The sequence below is a fragment of the Chitinophaga japonensis genome (assembly GCF_007830125.1).
GTDB classification, from domain to species: domain Bacteria; phylum Bacteroidota; class Bacteroidia; order Chitinophagales; family Chitinophagaceae; genus Chitinophaga; species Chitinophaga japonensis.
This window is the reverse complement of sequence record NZ_VLLG01000005.1, coordinates 393,153-414,573: the sequence shown is the minus strand read 5'-3', so window position 1 is coordinate 414,573 and position 21,421 is coordinate 393,153. Positions and strand designations below refer to the sequence as shown.

19 protein-coding genes and 2 tRNA genes are annotated in these 21,421 nt (G+C 51.3%); 8 read left to right on the top strand and 13 right to left on the bottom strand.

Annotation, left to right across the window (positions count from 1 at the left end):
* Positions 1–74: 74 nt before the first annotated feature.
* The 3 genes from LX66_RS23025 to LX66_RS23015 form a co-directional block, all read right to left on the bottom strand.
* Complete coding sequence (locus tag LX66_RS23025) at positions 75–1,955, bottom strand: OstA-like protein (protein WP_158642724.1); 1,881 nt, start codon at positions 1,953–1,955, stop codon at positions 75–77.
* Between the two features lie 11 nt (positions 1,956–1,966).
* Complete coding sequence (locus LX66_RS23020; protein ID WP_145717832.1) at positions 1,967–2,965, bottom strand: MlaD family protein; 999 nt, start codon at positions 2,963–2,965, stop codon at positions 1,967–1,969.
* A 94-nt stretch (positions 2,966–3,059) separates the two neighbouring features.
* Entirely contained in the window at positions 3,060–4,211 is a 1,152-nt protein-coding gene (locus tag LX66_RS23015) for an N-acetylmuramoyl-L-alanine amidase family protein (protein ID WP_244620499.1), read from the bottom strand.
* A gap of 444 nt (positions 4,212–4,655) precedes the next feature.
* Between LX66_RS23015 and LX66_RS23010 the strand changes: the two genes are divergently transcribed.
* Positions 4,656–7,292: a putative LPS assembly protein LptD gene (locus tag LX66_RS23010; protein ID WP_145717830.1), complete on the top strand. Its 2,637-nt coding sequence runs from the start codon at positions 4,656–4,658 to the stop codon at positions 7,290–7,292.
* Here the strand turns inward: LX66_RS23010 and LX66_RS23005 are convergent.
* Together LX66_RS23005 and ung are read right to left on the bottom strand one after the other, a co-directional pair.
* Positions 7,289–8,035, bottom strand: coding sequence for a lysophospholipid acyltransferase family protein (locus LX66_RS23005; protein WP_145717829.1), 747 nt, complete (start codon positions 8,033–8,035; stop codon positions 7,289–7,291). The genes LX66_RS23010 and LX66_RS23005 overlap by 4 nt on opposite strands.
* 106 nt (positions 8,036–8,141) lie before the next feature.
* Positions 8,142–8,813, bottom strand: a complete 672-nt coding sequence (ung, locus tag LX66_RS23000; protein WP_145717828.1) for a uracil-DNA glycosylase — start codon at positions 8,811–8,813, stop codon at positions 8,142–8,144.
* 126 nt (positions 8,814–8,939) lie between these two features.
* Here ung and LX66_RS22995 point away from each other — a divergent pair.
* Positions 8,940–9,013 (top strand) — tRNA-Arg (locus LX66_RS22995).
* Positions 9,014–9,275: 262 nt separating this feature from the next.
* Entirely contained in the window at positions 9,276–10,529 is a 1,254-nt protein-coding gene (locus tag LX66_RS22990) for a site-specific integrase (RefSeq protein WP_145717827.1), read from the top strand.
* A gap of 304 nt (positions 10,530–10,833) precedes the next feature.
* Here the strand turns inward: LX66_RS22990 and LX66_RS22985 are convergent, their stop codons facing one another.
* Entirely contained in the window at positions 10,834–11,061 is a 228-nt protein-coding gene (locus LX66_RS22985) for a helix-turn-helix domain-containing protein (protein WP_145717825.1), read from the bottom strand.
* Positions 11,062–11,451: 390 nt separating this feature from the next.
* Between LX66_RS22985 and LX66_RS22980 the strand changes: the two genes are divergently transcribed.
* Together LX66_RS22980 and LX66_RS22975 are read left to right on the top strand one after the other, a co-directional pair.
* A complete protein-coding gene (locus LX66_RS22980) occupies positions 11,452–12,201 on the top strand; it encodes a sensor histidine kinase (protein WP_158642722.1) in 750 nt (249 codons plus the stop codon).
* 590 nt (positions 12,202–12,791) lie between these two features.
* A tRNA-Cys gene (locus tag LX66_RS22975) sits at positions 12,792–12,866 on the top strand.
* A 29-nt stretch (positions 12,867–12,895) separates the two neighbouring features.
* Here the strand turns inward: LX66_RS22975 and LX66_RS22970 are convergent.
* The gene (locus LX66_RS22970; protein ID WP_145717823.1) at positions 12,896–13,507 is read right to left on the bottom strand and encodes a hypothetical protein; all 612 of its coding nucleotides are present in this window, start codon (positions 13,505–13,507) and stop codon (positions 12,896–12,898) included.
* Between the two features lie 218 nt (positions 13,508–13,725).
* Between LX66_RS22970 and LX66_RS22965 the strand changes: the two genes are divergently transcribed.
* A complete protein-coding gene (locus LX66_RS22965) occupies positions 13,726–14,067 on the top strand; it encodes a YciI family protein (protein ID WP_145717822.1) in 342 nt (113 codons plus the stop codon).
* Here the strand turns inward: LX66_RS22965 and LX66_RS22960 are convergent.
* Complete coding sequence (locus LX66_RS22960) at positions 14,064–15,164, bottom strand: Gfo/Idh/MocA family protein (RefSeq protein WP_145717821.1); 1,101 nt, start codon at positions 15,162–15,164, stop codon at positions 14,064–14,066. The genes LX66_RS22965 and LX66_RS22960 overlap by 4 nt on opposite strands.
* A 134-nt stretch (positions 15,165–15,298) precedes the next feature.
* Positions 15,299–16,357, bottom strand: coding sequence for a saccharopine dehydrogenase family protein (locus LX66_RS22955; RefSeq protein WP_145717820.1), 1,059 nt, complete (start codon positions 16,355–16,357; stop codon positions 15,299–15,301).
* Between the two features lie 49 nt (positions 16,358–16,406).
* Here LX66_RS22955 and ygiD point away from each other — a divergent pair, with 49 nt between their 5' ends.
* Positions 16,407–17,240, top strand: a complete 834-nt coding sequence (gene ygiD / locus LX66_RS22950; protein ID WP_145717818.1) for a 4,5-DOPA-extradiol-dioxygenase — start codon at positions 16,407–16,409, stop codon at positions 17,238–17,240.
* On the opposite strand, the gene LX66_RS22945 is transcribed toward ygiD, so the two are convergent.
* The 4 genes from LX66_RS22945 to msrA form a co-directional block, all read right to left on the bottom strand.
* Positions 17,237–17,533: a hypothetical protein gene (locus LX66_RS22945; RefSeq protein WP_145717817.1), complete on the bottom strand. Its 297-nt coding sequence runs from the start codon at positions 17,531–17,533 to the stop codon at positions 17,237–17,239. The genes ygiD and LX66_RS22945 overlap by 4 nt on opposite strands.
* A 67-nt stretch (positions 17,534–17,600) precedes the next feature.
* Positions 17,601–17,975, bottom strand: coding sequence for a helix-turn-helix domain-containing protein (locus LX66_RS22940; RefSeq protein WP_145717816.1), 375 nt, complete (start codon positions 17,973–17,975; stop codon positions 17,601–17,603).
* On the bottom strand, positions 17,935–18,324 hold the full coding sequence (locus tag LX66_RS22935) for a hypothetical protein (RefSeq protein ID WP_145717815.1): 390 nt from the start codon (positions 18,322–18,324) through the stop codon (positions 17,935–17,937). The genes LX66_RS22940 and LX66_RS22935 overlap by 41 nt, the downstream gene beginning before the upstream one ends.
* 194 nt (positions 18,325–18,518) lie before the next feature.
* Complete coding sequence (gene msrA, locus LX66_RS22930) at positions 18,519–19,082, bottom strand: peptide-methionine (S)-S-oxide reductase MsrA (RefSeq protein ID WP_145717814.1); 564 nt, start codon at positions 19,080–19,082, stop codon at positions 18,519–18,521.
* 226 nt (positions 19,083–19,308) lie between these two features.
* Between msrA and LX66_RS22925 the strand changes: the two genes are divergently transcribed.
* Complete coding sequence (locus tag LX66_RS22925; RefSeq protein ID WP_145717813.1) at positions 19,309–21,417, top strand: endonuclease MutS2; 2,109 nt, start codon at positions 19,309–19,311, stop codon at positions 21,415–21,417.
* The last annotated feature ends 4 nt before the right edge of the window (positions 21,418–21,421 follow it).

The following is a 21,421-nucleotide window of genomic DNA, read 5'->3' as shown; positions in this document are numbered from 1 at the left end:
TTAATAGTTAATAATTAATAATCGTAGTAATCTTGTTTCGCTGAAACGCCGGTGTGACGATTATTAATTTTTAATTATTCATTGTTTACTGTTCCCATCAGCTCGTACTTGCTTTTAGGCCGGCGCTCTATCTGCCAGCTAAAATTTTCCAGTTGCATCTGGTCTTTGGGCCGCTGTGTAAAAGGATACATGGTGCCTTCCGGGTCTTTGATAAAGACCACCTTATTCAGCTCGCCGCCCTGGAAATGGATATCGATGGCTGCGCTTAAAGATTTGTTGACGCTGATGTACCCGCCTTCGTCGTCCCGCACGTAATAAACGCTCTCCGCGTTGCCGTCCACATGCATCCAGTCCAGCGCACTGCCTGCAAAATAGCCGGTAATGATGTTGCCTTTGATCTGGTTATAGAATGGCTTGCCCTTCTCCGCTTCATTCACGATCAGGGCATTGGGCTGCAGCACCAGCTTATCCGCCTGCTGGTTTTTGGTATGCAGGAAGATGGTATCGCCGGTGAGCTGCGTATCGTTTGCCCACAGCACCGGTTCGCGGTAGAAGCGGAAAATGGAGTCCCTGGAGGAGTAATATACGCTGTCCGCTACTCCCTGCAGGGAATCGGAGAAGATGCGCACATGGTGGTAAGCCAGGATGTACCTTCTCTCGGTAGTATCTTTTGGAGTGGTTTGAATGCTGTCCTGCGGGATCGAGTCCTGCAGCACCAGGCCGGAGTCCGGCTGCAGGGGGCGGGGTGCCATAATGGAATCCCGTGGCGGCGCTTTGCGGGCAGGCAAGGTATCGGTAAGCGCGGTGGTGTCCGGGCGCAGGGTACCTGGTGGTAATGTAGGGTGGGGCAGGCTGTCCGCACGCAAGCTATCCGCTGGCAGGCTGCTGGTTTGTAAGCTGTCCGCCGGCGGGATAATGGTCTGCAGGCTGTCGGTCGCCACGCTGTCTGCCCGGAGGCTTTCCATACCGGTACGTATGGGCGGGGCCGTTAAGGTGTCTTCCCGGTATACGCCGGAGAACATGGTATCTGCCGCCATATACAGGGTATCCTTGTCCCTTTCCAGTATCAGCAGGGGATGCTGGGTGGCCAGCACGGTCCTGGCGGCCTGGTTTACCTTGCCGTAATTGGCCAGGAGCGACATTTTCTGGGCCGTATCCCGGTATACCATGTTGCCCGTGGCGTAAGAGAAGCTGGTGGCCTTGTCCGTTTCAATATTATCTGCTGTAATAGTGGCGGTGCTGTCCTCAATAGTAGGGCGGTTGCCGAAATTGCCGTAGCCGGTTTCCGTGTTGTAGTAGCCGGAGGTGGTGTACATCACGGTCTTACCGTCATTGATGGTGGTAGGGGCCACCATGGTGGCTATTTTGGTATCGGTATTATACAGCAGGGTATCGGTAGTAAGGGTGTATTGCGGGTCTACCAGCAGCACGTCATATTTAAAATACACGTCTTTGGTATCCGCATAGTAGAAGCCTTCACGGCTGGTGAGCACGCTTTGCCCGTTCACCAGCTTGCCGCCCCGCGTGTAGGTGCCTATGCGGGCGTTCATATCGTATTGCAGCTCCGGGCCGGTAATGGTCACCTTACCGTCTGTAAGGCGGGCATTGCCTTTAAGGCTGGCCATTTTCGTGTTGCCTTCGTAGTGGAGGTAGTCGCCGTACACCTGTACGCTGTCGGCCTGGTTGATATGCACATGGCCGTATGCATCCAGTTGGTTGGTAAGGCTGTTTTTGAAGGCGCTGTCACAATAAATGGTGGTATTGCCCTGCCGGAAGGCGGCGTTCCCGATAAAGCGGGCTAACTGTACGGAGTCCCGGGTGATATTGTTCAGCGTATCCGCGTGGAGGATATGTATCACCGAGGTGCTGTCGCCCCTGTTCTGCGCCATTGCCGGCATCCATCCCAGCAGGCAGATACCGGCCAGTATTAACCCGTGTTTTATTAAATGCTGCATCTTACAAATCATCATTGTGCCGTTGCCGTGTCTGACGGGATAGGCCTTACTTTATCTTTTCTGCCAAACAGGGAGAAGTGCACGTACCGTTTCGGGTTTACACGCAGGTCTTCCAGCAGCATGTTCAGGCTGTTGAGGGAATATTGCAGGTTGTTGTACACTTTTTTATCGTTCAGCAATAATCCCAGGGAGCCGTCTGTGCTGTTCAGTTTGGCCATCATCCCGTTCAGGTTGGCAACAGTATGCTGCAGGTCCAGCAGGGAGGAATCCAGCTTGCCGTTGGCCAGCGCGCTGGTGGTTTTTTCTGCATTGCTCAGGATGCCTGCTATCTTTTCGTTATTGTTCTTCAGGTTGTCCGTAATGGCGGCCAGGTTGTCAAAAGTAGCCTGCACATTGCCGTGCTCCGGGTCCATCATGCCTTTCAGGGAGGTGGCGGTCCTGGAGAAGCTGGACATGGTGGTGTTAAAGTGGGCTATCGCGCTGCGGAGGTTGCCCTTGGTAGTGGTGTCAAACAGCGAGTTGACGGTGAGCAGCACGGAGTCTACCGCTGTAAGGGTGGTTTCCAGTTTTTTTACCAGGGGGCTTAGCTGTTCCTTGAGCGCGTCTGTAATGGAGCCATCTACCGCGGCATAGATGGTGTCGCCGCTTTTCAGATATTCATTGGCGTTACCGAAATCGATCTGTACGGCTTTGGTGCCCAGCAGGTCGCCGGTAATGCGGGCTACGGAGTTGCGCGGGATCTCCACGTCCTTGGTGATGCGCAGGGTGACCAGTATTTTGCCGGCGTTGTTGTCGAGCACATCCAGGTTTGATACGTTCCCTACAGTAAGGCCATTCACCTGTACGAAATTGGAAGGCTGCAGCCCGTTTACCTGCTGGTAGACGGCATAGATGGTTTTATCGGAAGAGAATAAACTTTTGCCCTTCAATAAGTTAAAGCCCAATACCAGCAGCGTAATGGCTACAACGGTCAGAATACCTACTTTGGTTTCATTAGATACTTTCAGCATGAGATACGTATACGTTCGATGCAAAAGTAAATAAAGAAAGTTGAAACGGCTCAGGAGTTATTATTATATGACCGTGTAATATTGGCTGCCGGGATCACATTTGCGCTTCCAGGCGCAGGCCGTCTTTATAGGGCACTACGAACGCATCGTGGAAGCCCAGTTGTTTGGCTTTTTGCACGGCGGCCCCGGCTTCAGGCTCCGTCCTGAAATTGCCCCAGATGTATTTATTGAACCTTTTGCTGTTGAGTATCACCTGCTCCTGCTTCACGGGACCGTCCAGTTTACGGAAAATGGAGGATTCCGGCGTATAGTCCTTATCGCTCACCAGCAGTTGCACTTTATAGGTAATGCCATTGGCAGTGGCGGGCGAAGCCACCGGTTGTTTATAACCGGTTTCTATCACGGGCTGCATTACCGGCTCCGGAACGGCAGGCGGCGGCGTGGGAGCGGCGGGCTTCTTAAAGTTGCCGAAGCGTTCCAGCTCTTCTTTATACCGTTTTACAGCATTGAATATGCACAGGGCCGTTTCTTCCTGGCCGCTGGCGGAGTTCAGGTATTTTTCTTCTTCCGGGTTGCTGATAAAGCCCAGTTCCACCAGCACGCTGGGCATGGCGGTAGCCTGCAGCACCCAGATGCCTTTCTCGTTCCGCTGGCGGGCGCCGCGGCTGATGCGGCCTACCTTGGTGAACTCGTCCTCCACCAGGGTAGACAGGCGCAGGCTCTGGTCAAAGAAGGCATTGCGCAGGGTATTGAGCATAATAAAGGTCTCGGGATCGGCAGCGTCCATCACTTCCTTGGCTTCTTCGGAATTGGCATCCAGCACCATCACAGAGCTTTCCTTGAGGGACTCCGTTTTCTCATCGTTCTTGCTGGTGGCCCATACATAGGTCTCGGTGCCTTTGGCCGTGCTGGGGTAGTATTTGTAAATAGGTTGCCGTACACGCACCTTGCGGCCGCCTCTTTTCCGGTATACGGTGCGGTATCCTGTCACTTTCCGGCTACGGGGAGCGGAGTTACAGTGTATGGATATAAAAAGATCGCCCCGGGCGTTATTGGCTATCTCGGCTTTCTTCCGGGGATCATCGTAGCGGTCCGTTTTGCGTGTATACACCACCTTTACATCGGGCATTCTTTCTTCCATCATTTTTCCGAGCTTCAGCGCTACATCGAGGCTGATCTCTTTTTCTGTGGAGTAGCTGCCGCGGGCGCCAATATCTGCCCCGCCATGCCCGGCATCAATCACCACGGTTTTCAATGGAGATTCATTATTGGCCGCAAGGGGAAGGTTTTGGGCCTGAATAAATAAGGTACAGATAAATAGCGTTCCGCCTCCTAAAATCCAAAATCGGTTCCAGCGCATGTTTCTAAATTTAATGGGCTTTAGTTGTTAGTTAGTATAACTCTATGTAAGTTGATTTAGTTAATAAAAATACAATATTCTGCAGGGACCGTACCACTGCAGGCACTTTTTCGTTTTACAACATGATAATAAAAATTATTTGTATAAAAACTTGTAGGTTTGTGCCCGCTTGACCACATGAGCCCTGACCACAAAAATAACTATAAAAAGCTTTTAAGACAGTACCTGTTCGTGGCAGGTACATTTGTCGCTTTCTTTCTTATTATAGATGCATTTGCTGCAGCAAAGCCACACACTGCACGATATTTTAACAAAATTTTCACAGATACGGTGCCGCTGCAGGACACTATTCCGCTCAAAACCCTGCCGCTGCCCGACACCACCGCACAGGACTCCAGCGTGAAAGATACACTGCCGCCCTTGCAGGCGGACACCACGCTGCCGGCAGACAGCACGGTGGCAGACACTGTGCCGGTCAAGCTTTCCCGTGACAGCCTGGATGCGCCGGTGGAGTACAAAGCCAAAGACTCCATCGTGCTGATGGTACCGGATAAACGTTTTTTCCTGTACGGCAATGCCAATACCAAGTATAAAACGGTAGACCTGACCGCGGAGCGGATGAACTTTACGCAGAACACCGGCATCCTGGAAGCCACTACCGCGAAAGACACCAGCGGCAACCCGTTTGGCCGCCCCGTGCTGAAGGACGGGGAACAGGCCTTTGATTCGGATACGCTGCGGTACAATTTCAACACACAAAAAGCAAAGATCTATCATACACGCTCCCAGTACGGGGAAGGCTACATACACAGCGAACAGACCAAGCGGGAATCCGACAATACCATTTTCGGCTTCCGGAACGGCTACACCACCTGTAACCTGGATACGCCGCACTTCCAGTTCCGCGCCCGGAAAATAAAGGTGATACCGGACAAGCTGGTGATATCCGGCCCGGCCAACCTGGAAATAGAAGGCGTGCCTACGCCGCTGTTCATACCCTTTGCCATCTTCCCGATCACGCACGGGCAGCGCAGCGGTATCCTGCCCCCGCAATACGCGGTAAACGCCCAGAAGGGCGTGGGCCTGGAGCAGGGCGGCTACTACATCGGGCTGGGAGATTATTTTGACCTGACCCTGCGCGGCGATGTTTACTCCTATGGTAGCTGGAGCCTGACCGCCAGCCCTACATACCGGAAGCGGTACAAGTACAACGGCGGCCTCAACCTGAGCTTTGCCAATACCCGCTTTGGCGACCCGGCTGTAAAGTCCGAGTTTACCCGCTCGCGCGACTTCCGCATCACCTGGAACCACAGCATGGACAGCAAGGCCCGGCCGGGGGTGAACTTCGGCGCCAACGTGAACTTTGGTACTTCTTCCTATAATACGTACAATGTATTCGATTATTATACGCGCGTAAATAATAACATCGGTTCCTCCATCAGCTTTTCCAAAACCTGGCAGGGCAAGCCCTACAACCTGAGCATGAGCCTGAACCACCAGCAGAACCTGTCTACCGGTGATATCATGATCTCTTTCCCGGACGCGTCGTTCAACGTAAACACCATCTACCCGTTCCAGCCGAAGGAACTGGTAGGTACCCCGAAATGGTACCAGAAAATAGGGGTTTCCTATAGCACGGTGCTGCGCAACAGCGTGAACTTCCGGGACACCATGTTCCTGAAAAAGGAGATGTTTGACCGTTTGCAGACGGGTATGCAGCACACCATACCTGTTTCATTTTCCATTCCCATCGGTACCTTCACCCTGTCGCCGGGCCTCAATTACTCGGAGTACTGGTATACGCGCAAGATGTTCCGCCGCTGGGATGCCAATAAATACAACCCGCAAACGGATACACTGGGCGCTATTGACACCACCTACCAGACCGGCTTCTTTGCTGCGCGGCAGGCCAGCGCCAGCGTGTCGCTGTCCACAGCGCTGTACGGTATGTACACGTTCAAAAAAGGCTCGAAGATCAAGGCCATCCGGCATGTGGTGCGCCCTACCGTGAGCCTGAGCTACCAGCCGGACCTGGCTTCTGCCGCTTATTATGATCTGCAGTACAGCCATAACCCGGAGGACATTACCCGTACTTCCTATTTCTCGGGATCGATCATCGGGGTGCCAGGGGAAGGGAAAGCCGGCATGGTGTCCTTTGGCCTGGATAATAACCTGGAAATGAAGGTAGCATCGGAGAAAGACACCTCCGCCGCCAAGGAAAAGAAGATCAAGCTGCTGGACGGCTTCGGCATTAATGGCAGTTATAACCTGATGGCGGACTCCTTCAAGCTGAGCAACTTCAGCATCTATGCGCGCACGAACCTGTTTGAGAAGCTGAATATCTCCGCCAGCGGCACCCTGGACCCCTATGTAGTGGACGCCCGGGGCAAAAGACTGGACCAGTATGTGTGGGAAGCCGGTAAAGTGAGCCTGGGCCGCCTCACCAATGCCAATATTACGCTGAGCACCTCCTTCCAGAGCAATGACAAGAAGAGCCAGGAAAAGGAGAAACAGTTAGAGGAAATGCAGAACCAGGACCAGCAAAGCATGGATGCCGCCTACCAGGCGCAGCAACGGCAACTGGAAATGATGCGGAACAATCCCGGCGAGTACGTGGATTTTGACATTCCCTGGCGGGTAGACCTGTCTTACAGCCTTACCTACAGCAAATCCATTATACCGGACTCCGGCGGCGTAGTGGTGAATTTTAACCAGTACCTCAACTTTAACGGTGATTTCAGCCTGACGCCCAAGTGGAAGGTAGGCCTGACCAGCGGCTACGATTTCATCAACCAGGAGATCGCCTATACGAATATGTATATTTCCCGCGACCTGCACTGCTGGCAGATGTCCATCAACCTGGTGCCGTTTGGTACCTTCCGGCAATTCAGCATCACCATCAGCCCGAAATCCGGCCTGCTGCGGGATCTGCGGATCAATCGAACGCGGCAGTTCTACGATTTCTAGCCATTCACTTTTTCAATATAATCCCACATTATTCGGAACACCCGTTCCTTAAGAGCAGGCATATCGTCCTTGCCGAGGCCCTGCGTTTGGATAGGGGGCAGGAAATGGAAGTCAATACGGTGGGGCAGTGCGTAAAAAATGCGACCGGGCGGCAATATTTTCCGGGTGTGGAAAAGAACGGCGGGCATAATAGGCCGCTGGGTGTCAATAGCCAGTGAAAAAGCGCCGTCGTAAAAGGATTTCAGCGGCTGGCCGGTTTTATTACGGGTGCCCTCGGGGTAAAGGATCATGTGCATGCCCATGGCCAGCACTTCCTTCATCTGTTCGTAGCTGTTCCGGCGGCTCTGCTCATCCTGCCGGTCTACCAGCACGCTACCTATCCTGTACATGATGCCGAACAGCGGAATACGCGCCATTTCTATTTTGGCAAGGGTCTTATTGAGGCCGGGCACGCCGGGAGTAGTAACCGGCACATCCATCAGGGAGTTGTGATTGCAGACCACAATGTAATTGACACCCGGCTCAAAATATTCCAACCCTTTTCTTCTTACGGGGCAGAAGACAAGGGGCATGAACACCTTCATCCATCCGCGCGCCAGCACAAAGAACCAGCGGGTTCTCCGTGGTTCAGGCAGCAGGGAAACGATCCACATGGGCAATAACATTACCAGGAAGGTGATCAGGAATACCGACAGACCATACACGGTGTATACCCGGGCCAGTATATTCTTTAACCTGATCATATTATCATTTGTCCCTGTTAAATCGGGGGCGCTGTTTGCTGTTAAATTTAAGCGAGCAAATTTACAATATAATAGTTATATAATTTGTTATATGTATTTGGCCGTTTTATAAGCGCCAGTCCACCGGCTCCAGGCCGGCTTTTGCCAGCAGCTCGTTTGTTTTGGAGAAGTGCCGGCAGCCGAAAAAGCCCTTGTCGGCGCTGAACGGCGAGGGATGCGCCGCTTTCAGGATGTGATGTTTAGTGGCGTCTATCAGCACCTGTTTGTCCTGTGCAAACCGGCCCCAGAGCAGGAACACCACATTCTCCTTTTTGTCGGATATTTTGCGGATAACGGCGTCGGTAAAGGTTTCCCAGCCTATCTTGCTGTGGGAGGCGGCTTCTGCGGCACGTACCGTGAGGATAGCATTGAGCAGCAGCACGCCGTGCTCCGCCCATTTGGTGAGGTTGCCGGTGGTGGGTATGGGCTGTCCCAGGTCTTCCCTGAGCTCTTTGAAAATATTGATCAGGGAGGGGGGAGGAGGTACATCGTCCTGCACGGAAAAGCACAGGCCGTGCGCCTGCCGGGGACCGTGGTAGGGATCCTGGCCCAGTATCACCACCTTTACCTTGTCAAACGGCGTTGTATTAAAAGCGTTGAATATCAGGTTGCCGGGAGGGTAGATGGTTTTGCCAAGGGCTTTCTCATGTTTGAGGAACATGGCAACTTCTGCGAAGTAGGATTTATCGAATTCTTCCTTGAGGACTTCTTTCCAACTGGCTTCTATTTGTACATCCATGGCTAAAGTATTAGAAAAACGTCTAAATTTGAATAATTGGTGGAAATTGATAAATTTGCACTCCCAAAATGGAAGGATAAATATAGGATTTATTTCATTCAGGGAAAGCTATTGCAGCTATAAAACGGTCCAGTAGCTCAGTTGGATAGAGCAACTGCCTTCTAAGCAGTAGGTCTCAGGTTCGAATCCTGACTGGATCACAGCCCAATGTTCAGATAAGAACAGAAAAGTAAAGAAACCCGCGTAAAATCTAGGTTTGCGCGGGTTTTTTGTTTTTTCCATACCAAAATAGTTCAAAGGAATTCAAACAAAATTGTGAGCGTTGCGGTTAGCGGATATGCATTGTATATTTGCTAACCGAATTGACCTGAAGTGCTGATCTGGATTGAGTTTTACCAATTGTCCAGTAGTGTAAAGGCAAGTGAAGTTGAAACAAAATTGGTTAACAAAAAATGTGTTTGTATGGAAAAAGGTCATCAAAGTTTTGCAATCCTTTTCTGGCTTAACCGGCACCGCTGCAAAAATGATAAGCCAGCTATTTATCTCCGGCTTACTGTAGGCTCCAAACGTACAGAACTTTCTACTTATCGCCATGTTGACAGCCATTTATGGAACCAGGCTGGTCAATGTGTAAAAGGGAACTCAGATGAAGCCCAGGCAATCAACCAGCAATTAACCGTTATGAAGGCCGACCTACACCGGCATTACAGCCACTTGCTGGCGTTAGGAAAACCCATCAGCGCGGAGTCATTGAAAAATGCCTACTTGGGCATAGGAGAACAGCAAAGGACGCTAATGCAAGCCTTTGAGCATTATAACCGCAGGTTTGCCGAAAAGGTGAAGGCCGGGAAAAAATCCACCGGTACGCTGAAACGCCTTGAGATTGGCAAGGGAAAAGTAATTGCTTTCCTGAAACATCAATACAGGGTTTCCGATAAACAGCTAAATGACCTCAAACATTCATTTGCGGCGGACTTTGAGCATTTTCTTACCACCGTTCAGGGTATGACCGGCAATACTGCTTTCCAGTACCTGAAAATCTTAAAACAGGTGGTAAAAATGGCCGTGGAGCATGGATGGCTGATGGTCAACCCTTTTGCCGCTTTCAAATGCAGGTATGAAGAGCCTGAAAGGGAGCGGCTGACTATGGAAGAGATCATGACCCTGTACAATAAGGAGCTGCACCTCGACCGCTTGAAAGAAGTGAGGGATGTTTTTATATTCTGCTGCTTCACGGGGCACGCCTACCAGGATGTATTGAATTTGAAGCCTGATAATGTGGTAACTGGCATTGATGGTGAAAAGTGGGTAGTAAAGAACCGTGTGAAAACAGATAACCCGGAACGTGTACCGCTGTTGCCAATCGCTTTGGAGATAGTAGAACGCTATAAAGACCATCCCTATTGCAAAATATATGGCTGTTTGCTGCCGGTAAACAGTAATCAACGGTATAATGGCTACTTGAAAGAAATAGCGACCATTTGCGGCATAAAAAAGCATTTAACCACCCATACTGCCCGGCATACCTTTGCCACTACGGTCACATTGGAACATGATGTGCCATTGGAAACAGTAAGCCAGTTATTAGGGCATAAAAGTGTCCGTACAACACAGATATATGCCAAAATTACCCAACGTAAGATCAGTAATAATATGAGAGCATTAAAAGACCGGTTGTTTGGGGAAGGGAGACCATTACGGGCGGGGACCCTTTAACCCAATACGCCTGCGGCGGGCTTGTGCCATTTAAACAGATGATTTTTGCAACGGCAGTACATGGCCGGGCGGTATCGGAAAAATCATCTGTTTAAATGGCACTACTGTTTCCCCTTTTTTCTTTTCACCAGCCCCTTTAAAAGGAGGAAAGAAACGGGTAGGTTGCCCGGAAAAGGAGGTGGCGGTTTTATAGCAAGCGGTGTTTTTGTTCCACAAAAACCGCTTGCCCTTTGTTCCCGCTGGTCACAAAGGGGGAAATGCAGCGATGGGGTAAATATCAAAACTGATTAAAAAAATGATTGGGTTAGAATCCTTTGAGTAGTTCTGTTAGAGGTATATCGAGGGTGGTTGCTATTGCCTTGAGAGTGCCTAAAGTAGGATTTCCTTTACCTGTTTCAATTCTCCAGATTTGGCTGTATGCTATCCCTGCCGTATCCGCAAACTCACGGGTGCTCATGCCCGTTTTTTCACGTAGCTCTTTAAACTTTTTTCCAAACGCTTTAGATAATTTCTCGTCTTTTACACCGATCATTAAACCAAATTCAACAAAACCGGTAAAATTATTGACTTCATATATGAAGTCATAAGCGTATTTTCGGTATTTTTGTATGGGTTATAAGTCCCAGCATTAGTAAAAACACACTATTTTCGCAGTCTTCTACAATATTTGAAGTACTTGCGCTTAGATTCTCGACTAGAAACTAGCACTTTCGATTGGATACGAGAAGATAAGGGCGGTGCTCGCGTTACGGCGCGGGCGCTCTTCTTGTTCGTATCCGGGGTGTGCTAGCCCTCTAGTCGGCAAGTTGGGCCCTGCGTCTTTTTTATACACTTCCGGTAACGGCCCATTTGCCAATAACCTTAGTGTTCCTGAACATTTTTCTTAATGGGAACACTATCGTGTAACGCAAAATTTCTCATTATGGGCAATATGATGAACCGTCCCCTAGAGCCTATTCACCCAAATGAAGTTCAGGCAATGCACACCTTTTTAGGGTTACTCGCTCACGAGATCCACTCACAGATAGCAGGGATATGGACAACTAGTGGGGCCTTGCTGAAGGAAAGGAAAATGGATGCAGATATGCAGACCGTGCATTTTTCCCAGATACACGCTGCCAGCTATAATGTGATGCAGGTATTAGACAACATGGTGGACACGGCAAAATTTGATCATGGAAATTTAGCGCTTCACCCCGTTCATACCCGTTTCTTGTTTAGGGAATGGTTGCAGCCAGTTATCCGGCCTTTGGAAGTAATTGCACGGTCTAAAGATATTAAGATTAATGTAAATGTTAGTGATGGTGTACCGGAATATTTTGTTACGGACGCTGTAAAGTTGGGGCAGGTCTTGGGTAATCTGGTTAACAATGCCGTTAAAGCTGCTCCCTTAAATACAGATGTGGAGTTGTATGTTTACCCTATGGGAAATAGCCATGTGTGTTTTGAAGTCACGGACCAGGGGAAAGGGATTGCAGAGGATAAGATTCATCTGTTGTTTCAGCCTTTCCGACAGTTGGAAAAAGGCCGGGTAGGGATGGGATTAGGTCTATATATCAGCAAGCTGTGTGTAATGGCGTTAGGAGGTGAAATCATGGCATACAGCCAAAGCCGGGGGACTACCTTTAAGTTTTTTATAACACTTCAGAGGGATACGCCCTCTATTGTATAGTATAGTTCTTGGGTGTGACCTGTAAGGACGAATAGGCCGTGTTGTAGACAATACTCCATCTTGCTATTCGCATTTAGAGGCGAATTCACAGACAACGCAAGCCCCCAAATTGTTTGGGACCCCAACGCCGGGGGAAGGGGGCGCGGAGGCAGCGCCCCGGTTTATTATTCACGAATCCGCCGGCAGGCGGATGAGGTGAGCCGGCGTTTTGGGATTACCAAAACATAGCTGGCTGTACGAGAATCCGGGCGGGTGAAAGGAAAAATTTAAATGTTAATACGCCTGAATAAAATTATTTCCTATTTTCGAGTATCATAGTTCTTAACATTACAGGGACCTAACCAATTCAAGGTTAGCAATAAGGTTAACAAAACCGCTTACACCTGTAAACCGTTGATTTTATTAGTGTTTCTGAAAATATTGTGTTCCTGACTGGATCACAAAAATTTAAGCAAGTAGTGAAAGCAGTAATGTCATATAATCGTTCTTGTTGGTATCCACAGGGTATCAATCGGACTATCATGTGATATTGATGAGATAAAACGCAGTGAAGCGCCCGATTGGTAGTACCAGTCGGGCGTTTTGTTTATGAGCATGTACCCAATGTTGGTATAGGGAATAGTCTGCAAAACTATTTAACAGCGGTTCGATTCCGCTCATGCTCTCTGTTGATAGCGGTGGACGATGCAAGCCCTTACATGGACGCCCTGATATAATCCACCTCGTACACCGTGTTGGTGGTAGTGGTGCTGGCCTTGTACAACTGGAAACCGATCCGGTCCAGGGTCATCATTTCCCCCGCATTTATTTCGGTTACCTTCCTGCCGTTAATGAAATACTGCAGTTTGTCGCCCGCCAGTTTTACCTGTAGTGTATTTTCCTCGTTAAGCTGGCTGTGAATGGCTGGGGAGGAAGTCCAGGTTACGATGTTCACCGTTTGCCCGTTCACCACCTGGAAAACGCGGTAGCCGTCCTGGCCAAGTGAAAAGGCTACGTAGTTGGACGGATTGGCGTAGGAGAACAGGAGCGTGCCGGTATCATCGGGATGGCCGGCGCTATGGCGCATTCGTATCTCCAGGCTGCGGGTGCTTTGCGGCGCGGGGAACAGCGGCGCGTCTGCCCATATGTGGTAAGTGCCCATGGCGCCGGTATTATAGCTGATCACCAGCCAGCCATTCCGGGTAAAGCAGGCGCCGTTACCACTGTCGCCTTCCCTCCATATGGCGGATGGCGCGTCAAAATCTTCCTGCAAGGTCTGCCCCTGCCCGGGACTGGTATCATCTTGCTTGCTACAGGAGAAAAGCATGGTTAAACATATCAGGACAATACCGGAAGAAAGTGCCGGTAACCTTTCAGGCAACTGGGTCATGGTTACTGTTTTGCAGTTGGCAATGCTTTGGTTGATGGATGCCGCTTACAAAGATAATTGCCGGAATAGCGGTTTGCTAACTTTTTAGCTTTTTTTTGTCTGATCCGGGGGCGGTGGACCGTCATTCGGTTGTAACGATCAAAATTCACGTAATCATGCAGGACTTTATGTTGCTTTTCAGATCTAATTACCCGGAGTCGCAGATGCCTGACGGGGAAATGGCGGCCCTGGAAAAAAAGTGGGAGCACTGGATCAATGACCTGGCGGCGCGGCAGCGGTTGTCGCACCCCGGCCACCGGCTGTTGGCGAAGGGCAAAACAAGAAAGCCCGGCGACGTAGTGACAGACGGGCCTTACACGGAGAGCAAGGAATGCGTGTGCGGGTTCATTATTATAAAAGCCGCCTCGCTGGAGGAAGCCTTTGAGCTGACAAAGGACTGTCCCATCCAGGAAATGGGAGGTAATGTAGAGGTGCGGGAAGTGATGATCCGCGGCTAAAGCGCTACCCTTTGGCCGGTGCGGGCGGATTTGTAGATGGCCTCCACGATGCGGATATCGCGCAATCCTTCCTCGCCGGGCACCAGCATGGGCTTGCCTTGCATAATGGACAGGGCATCGTCGTCCATCTGTTTGGCCTGCTGCCAGGGCACGGAATAGGGGTGGTTGATCTCGCCCAGCGGGCTGCTGCCCCGTACACCGGCATAGGCGGAGTAGGGCGCCATTTTGATCGTGCCTTTTTCGCAGGTAATGTCCAGGAAGTTGACGTTCTCCCCGAAGCTGGTTTTGATATCGGCTGTTACGCCGCCGGGAAATTCCAGCGTGGCTTCGGTGGTCTCGTCTAGCCCGTTCTTGTAGATGTGCGGGCGGGTAGTGGATGTTTTGGCGCGCACCACGGCTACCGGTTCCATATTGGTGCCCAGGCGGGCGCCCTGTATGGAATATACGCCCATGTCGTACAATACGCCGCCGCCCATTTCCTTTTTCTGCTTCCAGTGGTCTGTGCGGTTGTCGCGGTAGCCCGCCGCGCAGTTTACGTGCTTTACCTTGCCCAGCAGTTGCTCCCGTACTATACGGCGGTACTCCTGCGTATTGGGCTCGTGCTGCAGGCGGTAGCCAATGGCCAGCAGCCGCTTGTTCTTACGGCAGGCGTCTATCATTTCCTGGCATTCCTGCGCAGTGAGCGCCATCGGTTTTTCGCACCATACATGCTTGCCGGCGTTGGCGGCACGGATGGAATATTCCTTGTGCATGGAGGGAGGCAGCACCACGTATACCACGTCAATGTCCGGGTTGTTGGCTATCTGGTCAAAGTTGTCGTAGTTATAGATATTCTTGTCCGGGATGTCGTATTGCTTTTTCCAGGCTTCCGCTTTGGAAGGGGTACCGGTAACAATGCCGGCCAGGTAGCAGTGCTTCGTTTGCTGCAGCGCAGGGGCCAGCAGGTCGGTGCTGTAGTAGCCGAGGCCTACCAGCGCCACGCCGAGGCGATCTTTCCGGTAGGGTATGGCAGACAGCAGGGAATGAGGGGAAAGGAGAAGGGCTCCACTGCCAAGGGCCAGTGTTTTGAGCAGGTCTCTGCGGGAGGTGGATGTCATTGTTTCAGGATTTACAGGTGTGGAATCAGGCTGATACTGTTCGTGAAGATAATGGATTTCGGGTCTCCTGTCAAGCCTCTTTTACAGGCGGCAGGCACAGCCGGTGCGCGGCTGCTATAACGGGCAGGAACATACTATACCAGTTCCCGGTGCACATTGGGCAGCTCCGTCACCAGGTCTTCCCCGTAGGCGGTGGCCGGTGTCTGGTAACCTGCTGTAAAATGGCCTTCCAGTATTTTCCGGGTGATGTGCAGCACGGCGTAGGCCGTTACATCATAGGCTTCCGGAGTGCGCAGCCTGGCCGTAACAGTGTGGCCCTGCGCGTCCGTTACCCGGCCCCATACGAGGCTTACCGCCCTGCTCCGCATGTTGTCATCCGGTCCGGCGGGACGGCGTTTTACCTGCTTTTTCAGGAAATTGCGCACGCCCGGTTTGCGTAGCAGCCAGTTGAACAGGGATTGTATCTTCAGCAGCCAGAATGCGGCCAGCGGCATCGTTGTGTAAGAACGGATGTTGGGAATGCCGGTGCTGTAAAAAGCGGTCGCTACATCGCCCCAAGGCAGGCTGCAGGTAAACATTCTTTTTACCCCGAAATCCACCCACATGCCTTCTTGCCCCACCGGCTCGCGCACAATGGCGCCATTGATCCGCGCAGCGCCCGGGTCGCCCAGTTTCTGCAGGGTGTTGATGGCCGTGCCATGGGAAAGGGTGCTGCCCAGTATGGTAAAGGCAAGTTGTAGGCGGGTAGCAGCCGGCATCGCCTTCTTGAGGAAGAGGGCCAGGCAGTCCGTGGGCACCACGTCAAAGCCGGCGCCGGGCAGCAGCATAACGCCCGCTGCTTGGGCGGCCGCATCATATTGCCGGATCATTTCAAAAATGTCCGGGTCGCCATTCAGGTCTATATAATGGGTGCCGGTTTGCAGGCAGGCTGTTATCATCTGGCGGGCAGTAAAATCATAGGGGCCGGCGGCATGCACCACCACTTTTACCTGGTGGAGGGCCTCCTGCAGGGCAGGGGCATTATCCAGGTCCAGCGCTATGTAGGGAAGATGCAGTTTGCCGGCCAGGGCCGCCAGGGCCGCTTCCCGCCTGCCGGCGAGCACAGGTTGTAAATTGTACTGGGCGGCATATCGCGCAATGAGCTCACCGGTATAGCCATAAGCGCCGTACAGCAGGAAGGAGTTGGATTGCATGACGGAAATGTACAAAAGAATATTTAAAATTGCGGGAGGAGATACTGCTATGATAACACGAGGATCATTCCGGCGCTTTACAGACGGGCTGGACGAACGGGAAGGGAAAATGCCGGTATTGTTTATCGGTCATGGCTCCCCGATGAATGGTATTGAGGACAACACGTTCAGCCGGAACTGGGCGCAGATGGGCCGGGAGATACCAGCACCGGCCGCCGTGCTGGTAGTATCGGCCCACTGGCTTACCAGGGGCACGCATATTACTGCCATGGAGCATCCCAGGACCATACATGATTTTGGCGGCTTCCCCCCGGAGTTGCACCAGGTGCAATACCCCGCGCCCGGCCACCCGGAACTGGCAAAAGCCACGCAGCAACTGGTCCGTAAAACAACCGTAGGCCTGGACCATGACTGGGGCCTGGATCACGGGGCCTGGACGGTGGTGCGCCACATGTACCCCGATGCCGCCATACCGGTACTGCAACTGAGCATTGACTATCATCAATCGCCACAATACCACTATGAGCTGGCCAGGGAGCTGTCCGCCCTGCGCCGGAAAGGGGTGCTGATCCTGGGCAGCGGCAACATGGTGCACAACCTGGGCATGGTGGCCTGGGACAAAATGGATACCCCGGAGTTTGCCTATGACTGGTCTGCCGAAATGAACGAGCTGTTCAAACAGCATATCAGGGATGGCAATCACCGGGCGCTGATCGACTATGAAAAGCTGGGCAGCGCCGCCCGGCTGGCCATTCCCACGCCGGACCATTACTATCCCCTGCTGTATGCGCTGGCATTGCAGGAAAAGGGCGAATCACCTGTGTTCTTCAATGATAAGGTGGTTTTGGGGTCATTGACCATGACCTCCGTCAGGATCGGTTAATGCGTCCTGAAATAAAAATAAATAGCTACGGCAATACTCAGCAGGATAATGGCGATAATAACCCAGCCCTGTGTCTTTGGCTTTTTTACGGCATTGATCAACCCGCGGGCGGTCAATAATGCTTCTACATTGGCTTTTGCAAGGCGCAGGGAGTACTTGATACCGGTTTGCTGATGTTTCTGGTGCCAGTAGTATTTAATGCCCTGTAACATGCCTTTGTGCAGACAGATCTCGATAGTTTTTTCTTCAATAGCGCTGTTGATGCTTTCAGTTGTTGTTGACTGCTCAAGCATAATGATATCAGTTTTTTTAACGCGGAATAGCTGGTTTTCGGCCTATAAGTTAGGGATTTTCTGGCTTTTATGCACGATTTTTAGCGGGGAAGGATGAGGCGGCTTTTTTGGCGGAGCGCGGGCGGGAAGGGGGCGGGTCCTGTTTTACCGGCCGGGCAGTAACCTGGAACTGGATGTTCAGGGCTTTTTGCATTTTAGCGAGGATTTCCAGGTTCGGTAATTTATCCCCTCTGAATAGTTGGGTAATGTAGCTGGCGGAGGTGTTGATCTTTTCTGCCAGCATTTTTCTGTTCAGGCCCTGCATTTGCTGGTATCTCTCTACTTCGCTCAGGAAGCAGAATGCCAGCATATGGGCCTGGTGCTGCATGGCTTCTTCTTCGGAAGAAAAGGCCAGCGCATTGTCAAAGTTCGCTTTCAGTGTTTTCAGGTCTGATGATTTCATATTCGTAGGATGCGACTTTTGTAATAATATTTTTGGTCTTTCCGTTCCTGACCTTGGTATCTTTTTTCTTTTCCAGTAATTCCGCTGTAACGATGTAAAAGGTACCGTTCCTGCCCCGTAGTTCCTTGCAATAGAGCCTGTCGTTTTCCTGCCCTTTAAAGAACTTCATGGCGGTTACAGCTTTACAGTTGTCCGAGATGTCTTCCTTATCATATAGCTCACTGATCTTTTTATTGCTCAATATCAGTGCAATGATATAATTGAATTTTTTCTTGTGCCGTTCATCCCGGTTAATATAAGCCAGGATCTCGTTTGCATTCTCAACATCAATGCAGATATGCTTTTTCATATCAGGCGACGACCTGTATATAAAACATTTCCTTTTCAAAATTAAGCTATAGGTTAATTGTTTCCAAATATTTTTTCCGGGACAAACAGGGTCAGCAATTTTCTGAAGAAGGCGGCAAGTTAAACTTTCAGGAAGGATTAAAAAGTGAATCAGCGGTTAACGGGAAGTTCAGCATTAAGCAGCATGGCCGGCATTTACTGCGCATCATGCTTCAGCTTCTCCCTGAACACCTTTTTAAACTTCTCCAGCTTGGGGCGTATCACATAGTAGCAGTACGGCTGGGAGCCGTTCTGGCTGTAGTAGTCCTGGTGGTAGTCCTCCGCCACGTAAAAATTTTCCAGCGGGGATATTTCCGTCACGACCGGCCGATCAAAAACGCCGGAATCCTGCAGCTTTTGTTTATAATGTTCTGCTTTTTGGCGCTGGTCTTCACTATGATAGAAGATCACGGAGCGGTACTGGGTGCCCACGTCGTTGCCCTGCCGGTTTAACTGGGTGGGATCATGACTTTGCCAGAACGCTTCCAGCAGCTCTTCATAGCTTATTTTGGCAGGATCATAGGTTACCTGTATCACTTCCGCATGGCCGGTACTGCCGGTGCATACCTCCTCGTAGGTAGGGTGGGCCACCGTGCCGCCGGAGTAGCCGGATGCCACTTTTACCACCCCGTCCAGGTATTGGAACTGGGCTTCCGTGCACCAGAAACAGCCGCCGCCAAAGGTGGCCTTTTCAAATGTAGTGTTGTTATTCGCTTCCATATCACCAGGTACTTTTTCTGTTTGCCGCGTTCAAACAGATTAATAATGAATGTTTTAGCATATCAATATATGATATACTGAAGCGGGCGCCACCCCAAACTTCGATCATTTCCATGCTTTGGATTGACAAGTTAAGTAACTTTAACATTCTTTTACGTTTAACCAGGTGAAACCGGGCACTTGCGTGTGCGGCGCCACCTGACCGCTGAAATGATTTTAACAACAGATGAAATATTTTCCTGATTCGGCCTTAGTACAACTGGAGTTTGACAAGATACAGTCTTTGCTGGAGGAGCATTGTAAAACCGAGATGGGCAAGCAGATGGCAGCGGAATTGCGGCTGCACACCCATATTGATTATGTGAGAACTGCTTTGCAACAGGCCCATGAGTACAAACAACTGGTATTACTGCAAGAACATTTTCCCAACGATGCAGTGCTCAACCTCAAAGGAGAGCTGCGTTTACTGAGTATACAGGGGGCCGTGCTGAAAGAGGACCAGTTCATGCAGCTCCGCCGGCTGGCGGAGAGCATGCACAGCATTTTCCGTTTTTTTGACAGCGACCGGCGGGTAACCTATGCCGGCCTGCACGGCGTTATTGCTCATACCCACTACGAGAAAAAGATCACCGCCCTGATAGACGAGGTGCTGGACGAGGCCGGGCAGGTGCGCGACAATGCCACGCCCGAGCTGGCTAAAATACGCATGCAGTTGTTCCGGAAGCGGACGGAGCTGCGCCGTGTATTTGACCGTATCCTGCAAAAGCTGAACAAGCAGGGCTACCTGGCCGACATCGAGGAAGCCTTCCTGAACACCCGGCGCGTGGTAGCTATTTTTGCAGAGCACAAGCGCATGGTGAAAGGTATCCTGCACGGCGAGTCCGATACCCGCAAAACCGCGTTCATAGAGCCGGAGGAGACCATCGAGATCAATAACGAGGTGTTTGCCCTGGAGCGGGAGGAGCAGAAGGAAGTATACCGCATCCTCAAAACCCTTACCACAAACCTGGGCGCCTACGGGCCCCTGCTGGGCAATTATCACGACATCCTGGGGCTGTACGATTTCATACGCGCCAAAGCGCGGCTGGCGCTGGACATGGATGGCAACTATCCCATGATCACGCCGCATTCCCAACTGCACCTGGTAGAAGCCTACCACCCGCTGCTGCTGCTCTATAACCGTAAGAACAACAAGCCTACCATACCGGTCAGCCTTACCCTCAACAAGGAGCACCACATCCTGGTAATCAGCGGGCCTAATGCCGGGGGCAAGACCGTTACGCTAAAAACCGCCGGCCTTATACAGTTGATGCTGCAGGCAGGCTTGCTGGTGCCGGTGCATCCTTCTTCCCAGTTGGGTATTTTCCGGCAGCTCATGATACACATCGGCGATACGCAGTCCCTGGAATTTGAGCTGAGCACCTACAGTTCCCACCTCAAGAATATGAAGTATTTCATGGAGAACGCCAACGGCAAAACGCTGTTCTTCATCGACGAGCTGGGAAGCGGTTCCGATCCCAACCTGGGCGGAGCTTTTGCAGAAGTGATCATGGAGGAGCTGGCCAGGAAACATGCTTATGGCATTGTCACCACCCACTACCTCAACCTGAAGGTGATGGCCAACAAGGTAAAGGGCATCATCAACGGGGCTATGGGATTTGACGAAGAGCACCTGCTGCCCATGTATAAATTAATGGTGGGCAAGCCGGGCAGCTCCTACACTTTTTCCATTGCCCAGCGCATCGGGCTGGACCAGCACCTGATCAACCGTGCGCGCAAGCTGGTGGATGAAGGGCATTTCCGGCTGGATAAGCTGCTGAACAAGGCGGAACAGGACCTGCAGAAAATAGAGCAGAAAGAAAAAGAGCTGCAGAAGCTGATCAAAGAGAACGAGCGCCTCAAAAAAGAATATGAGATACTGTCTGACAAGGAGCGCCTGCACCAGCAGCAGTCCCTGCTGAAGCTGCAGAACAAAATACGGGAAGAAGAGCTGCGGTACCTGAAGGACATGGAGCGCAAAATGAAGCAGATACTGGTGGAATGGAAGCGCACAGACGACAAGCAGAAAGTAATGAAGCAGGCGGAAGCCCTTTTGTTCCGCAAGCGCGAAAAACAGATCAATGAACGGCAGGAAAAGAAAGTGCAGGAAAAGTTCCTGGAAGTAGGCGGCGACGCCAGGGTGGGCGACCAGGTAAAGATCCTGAGCAATAACCAGGTAGGCAAGCTGCTGGAGATCCGCGACAAAAGGGCCATTGTAAAGATCGGTAACCTTCCCATGAATGTGAAGCTGGCAGACCTGGTAGTGGTACAGGAAAGACCCAAGGTGGTGGAATAACGGG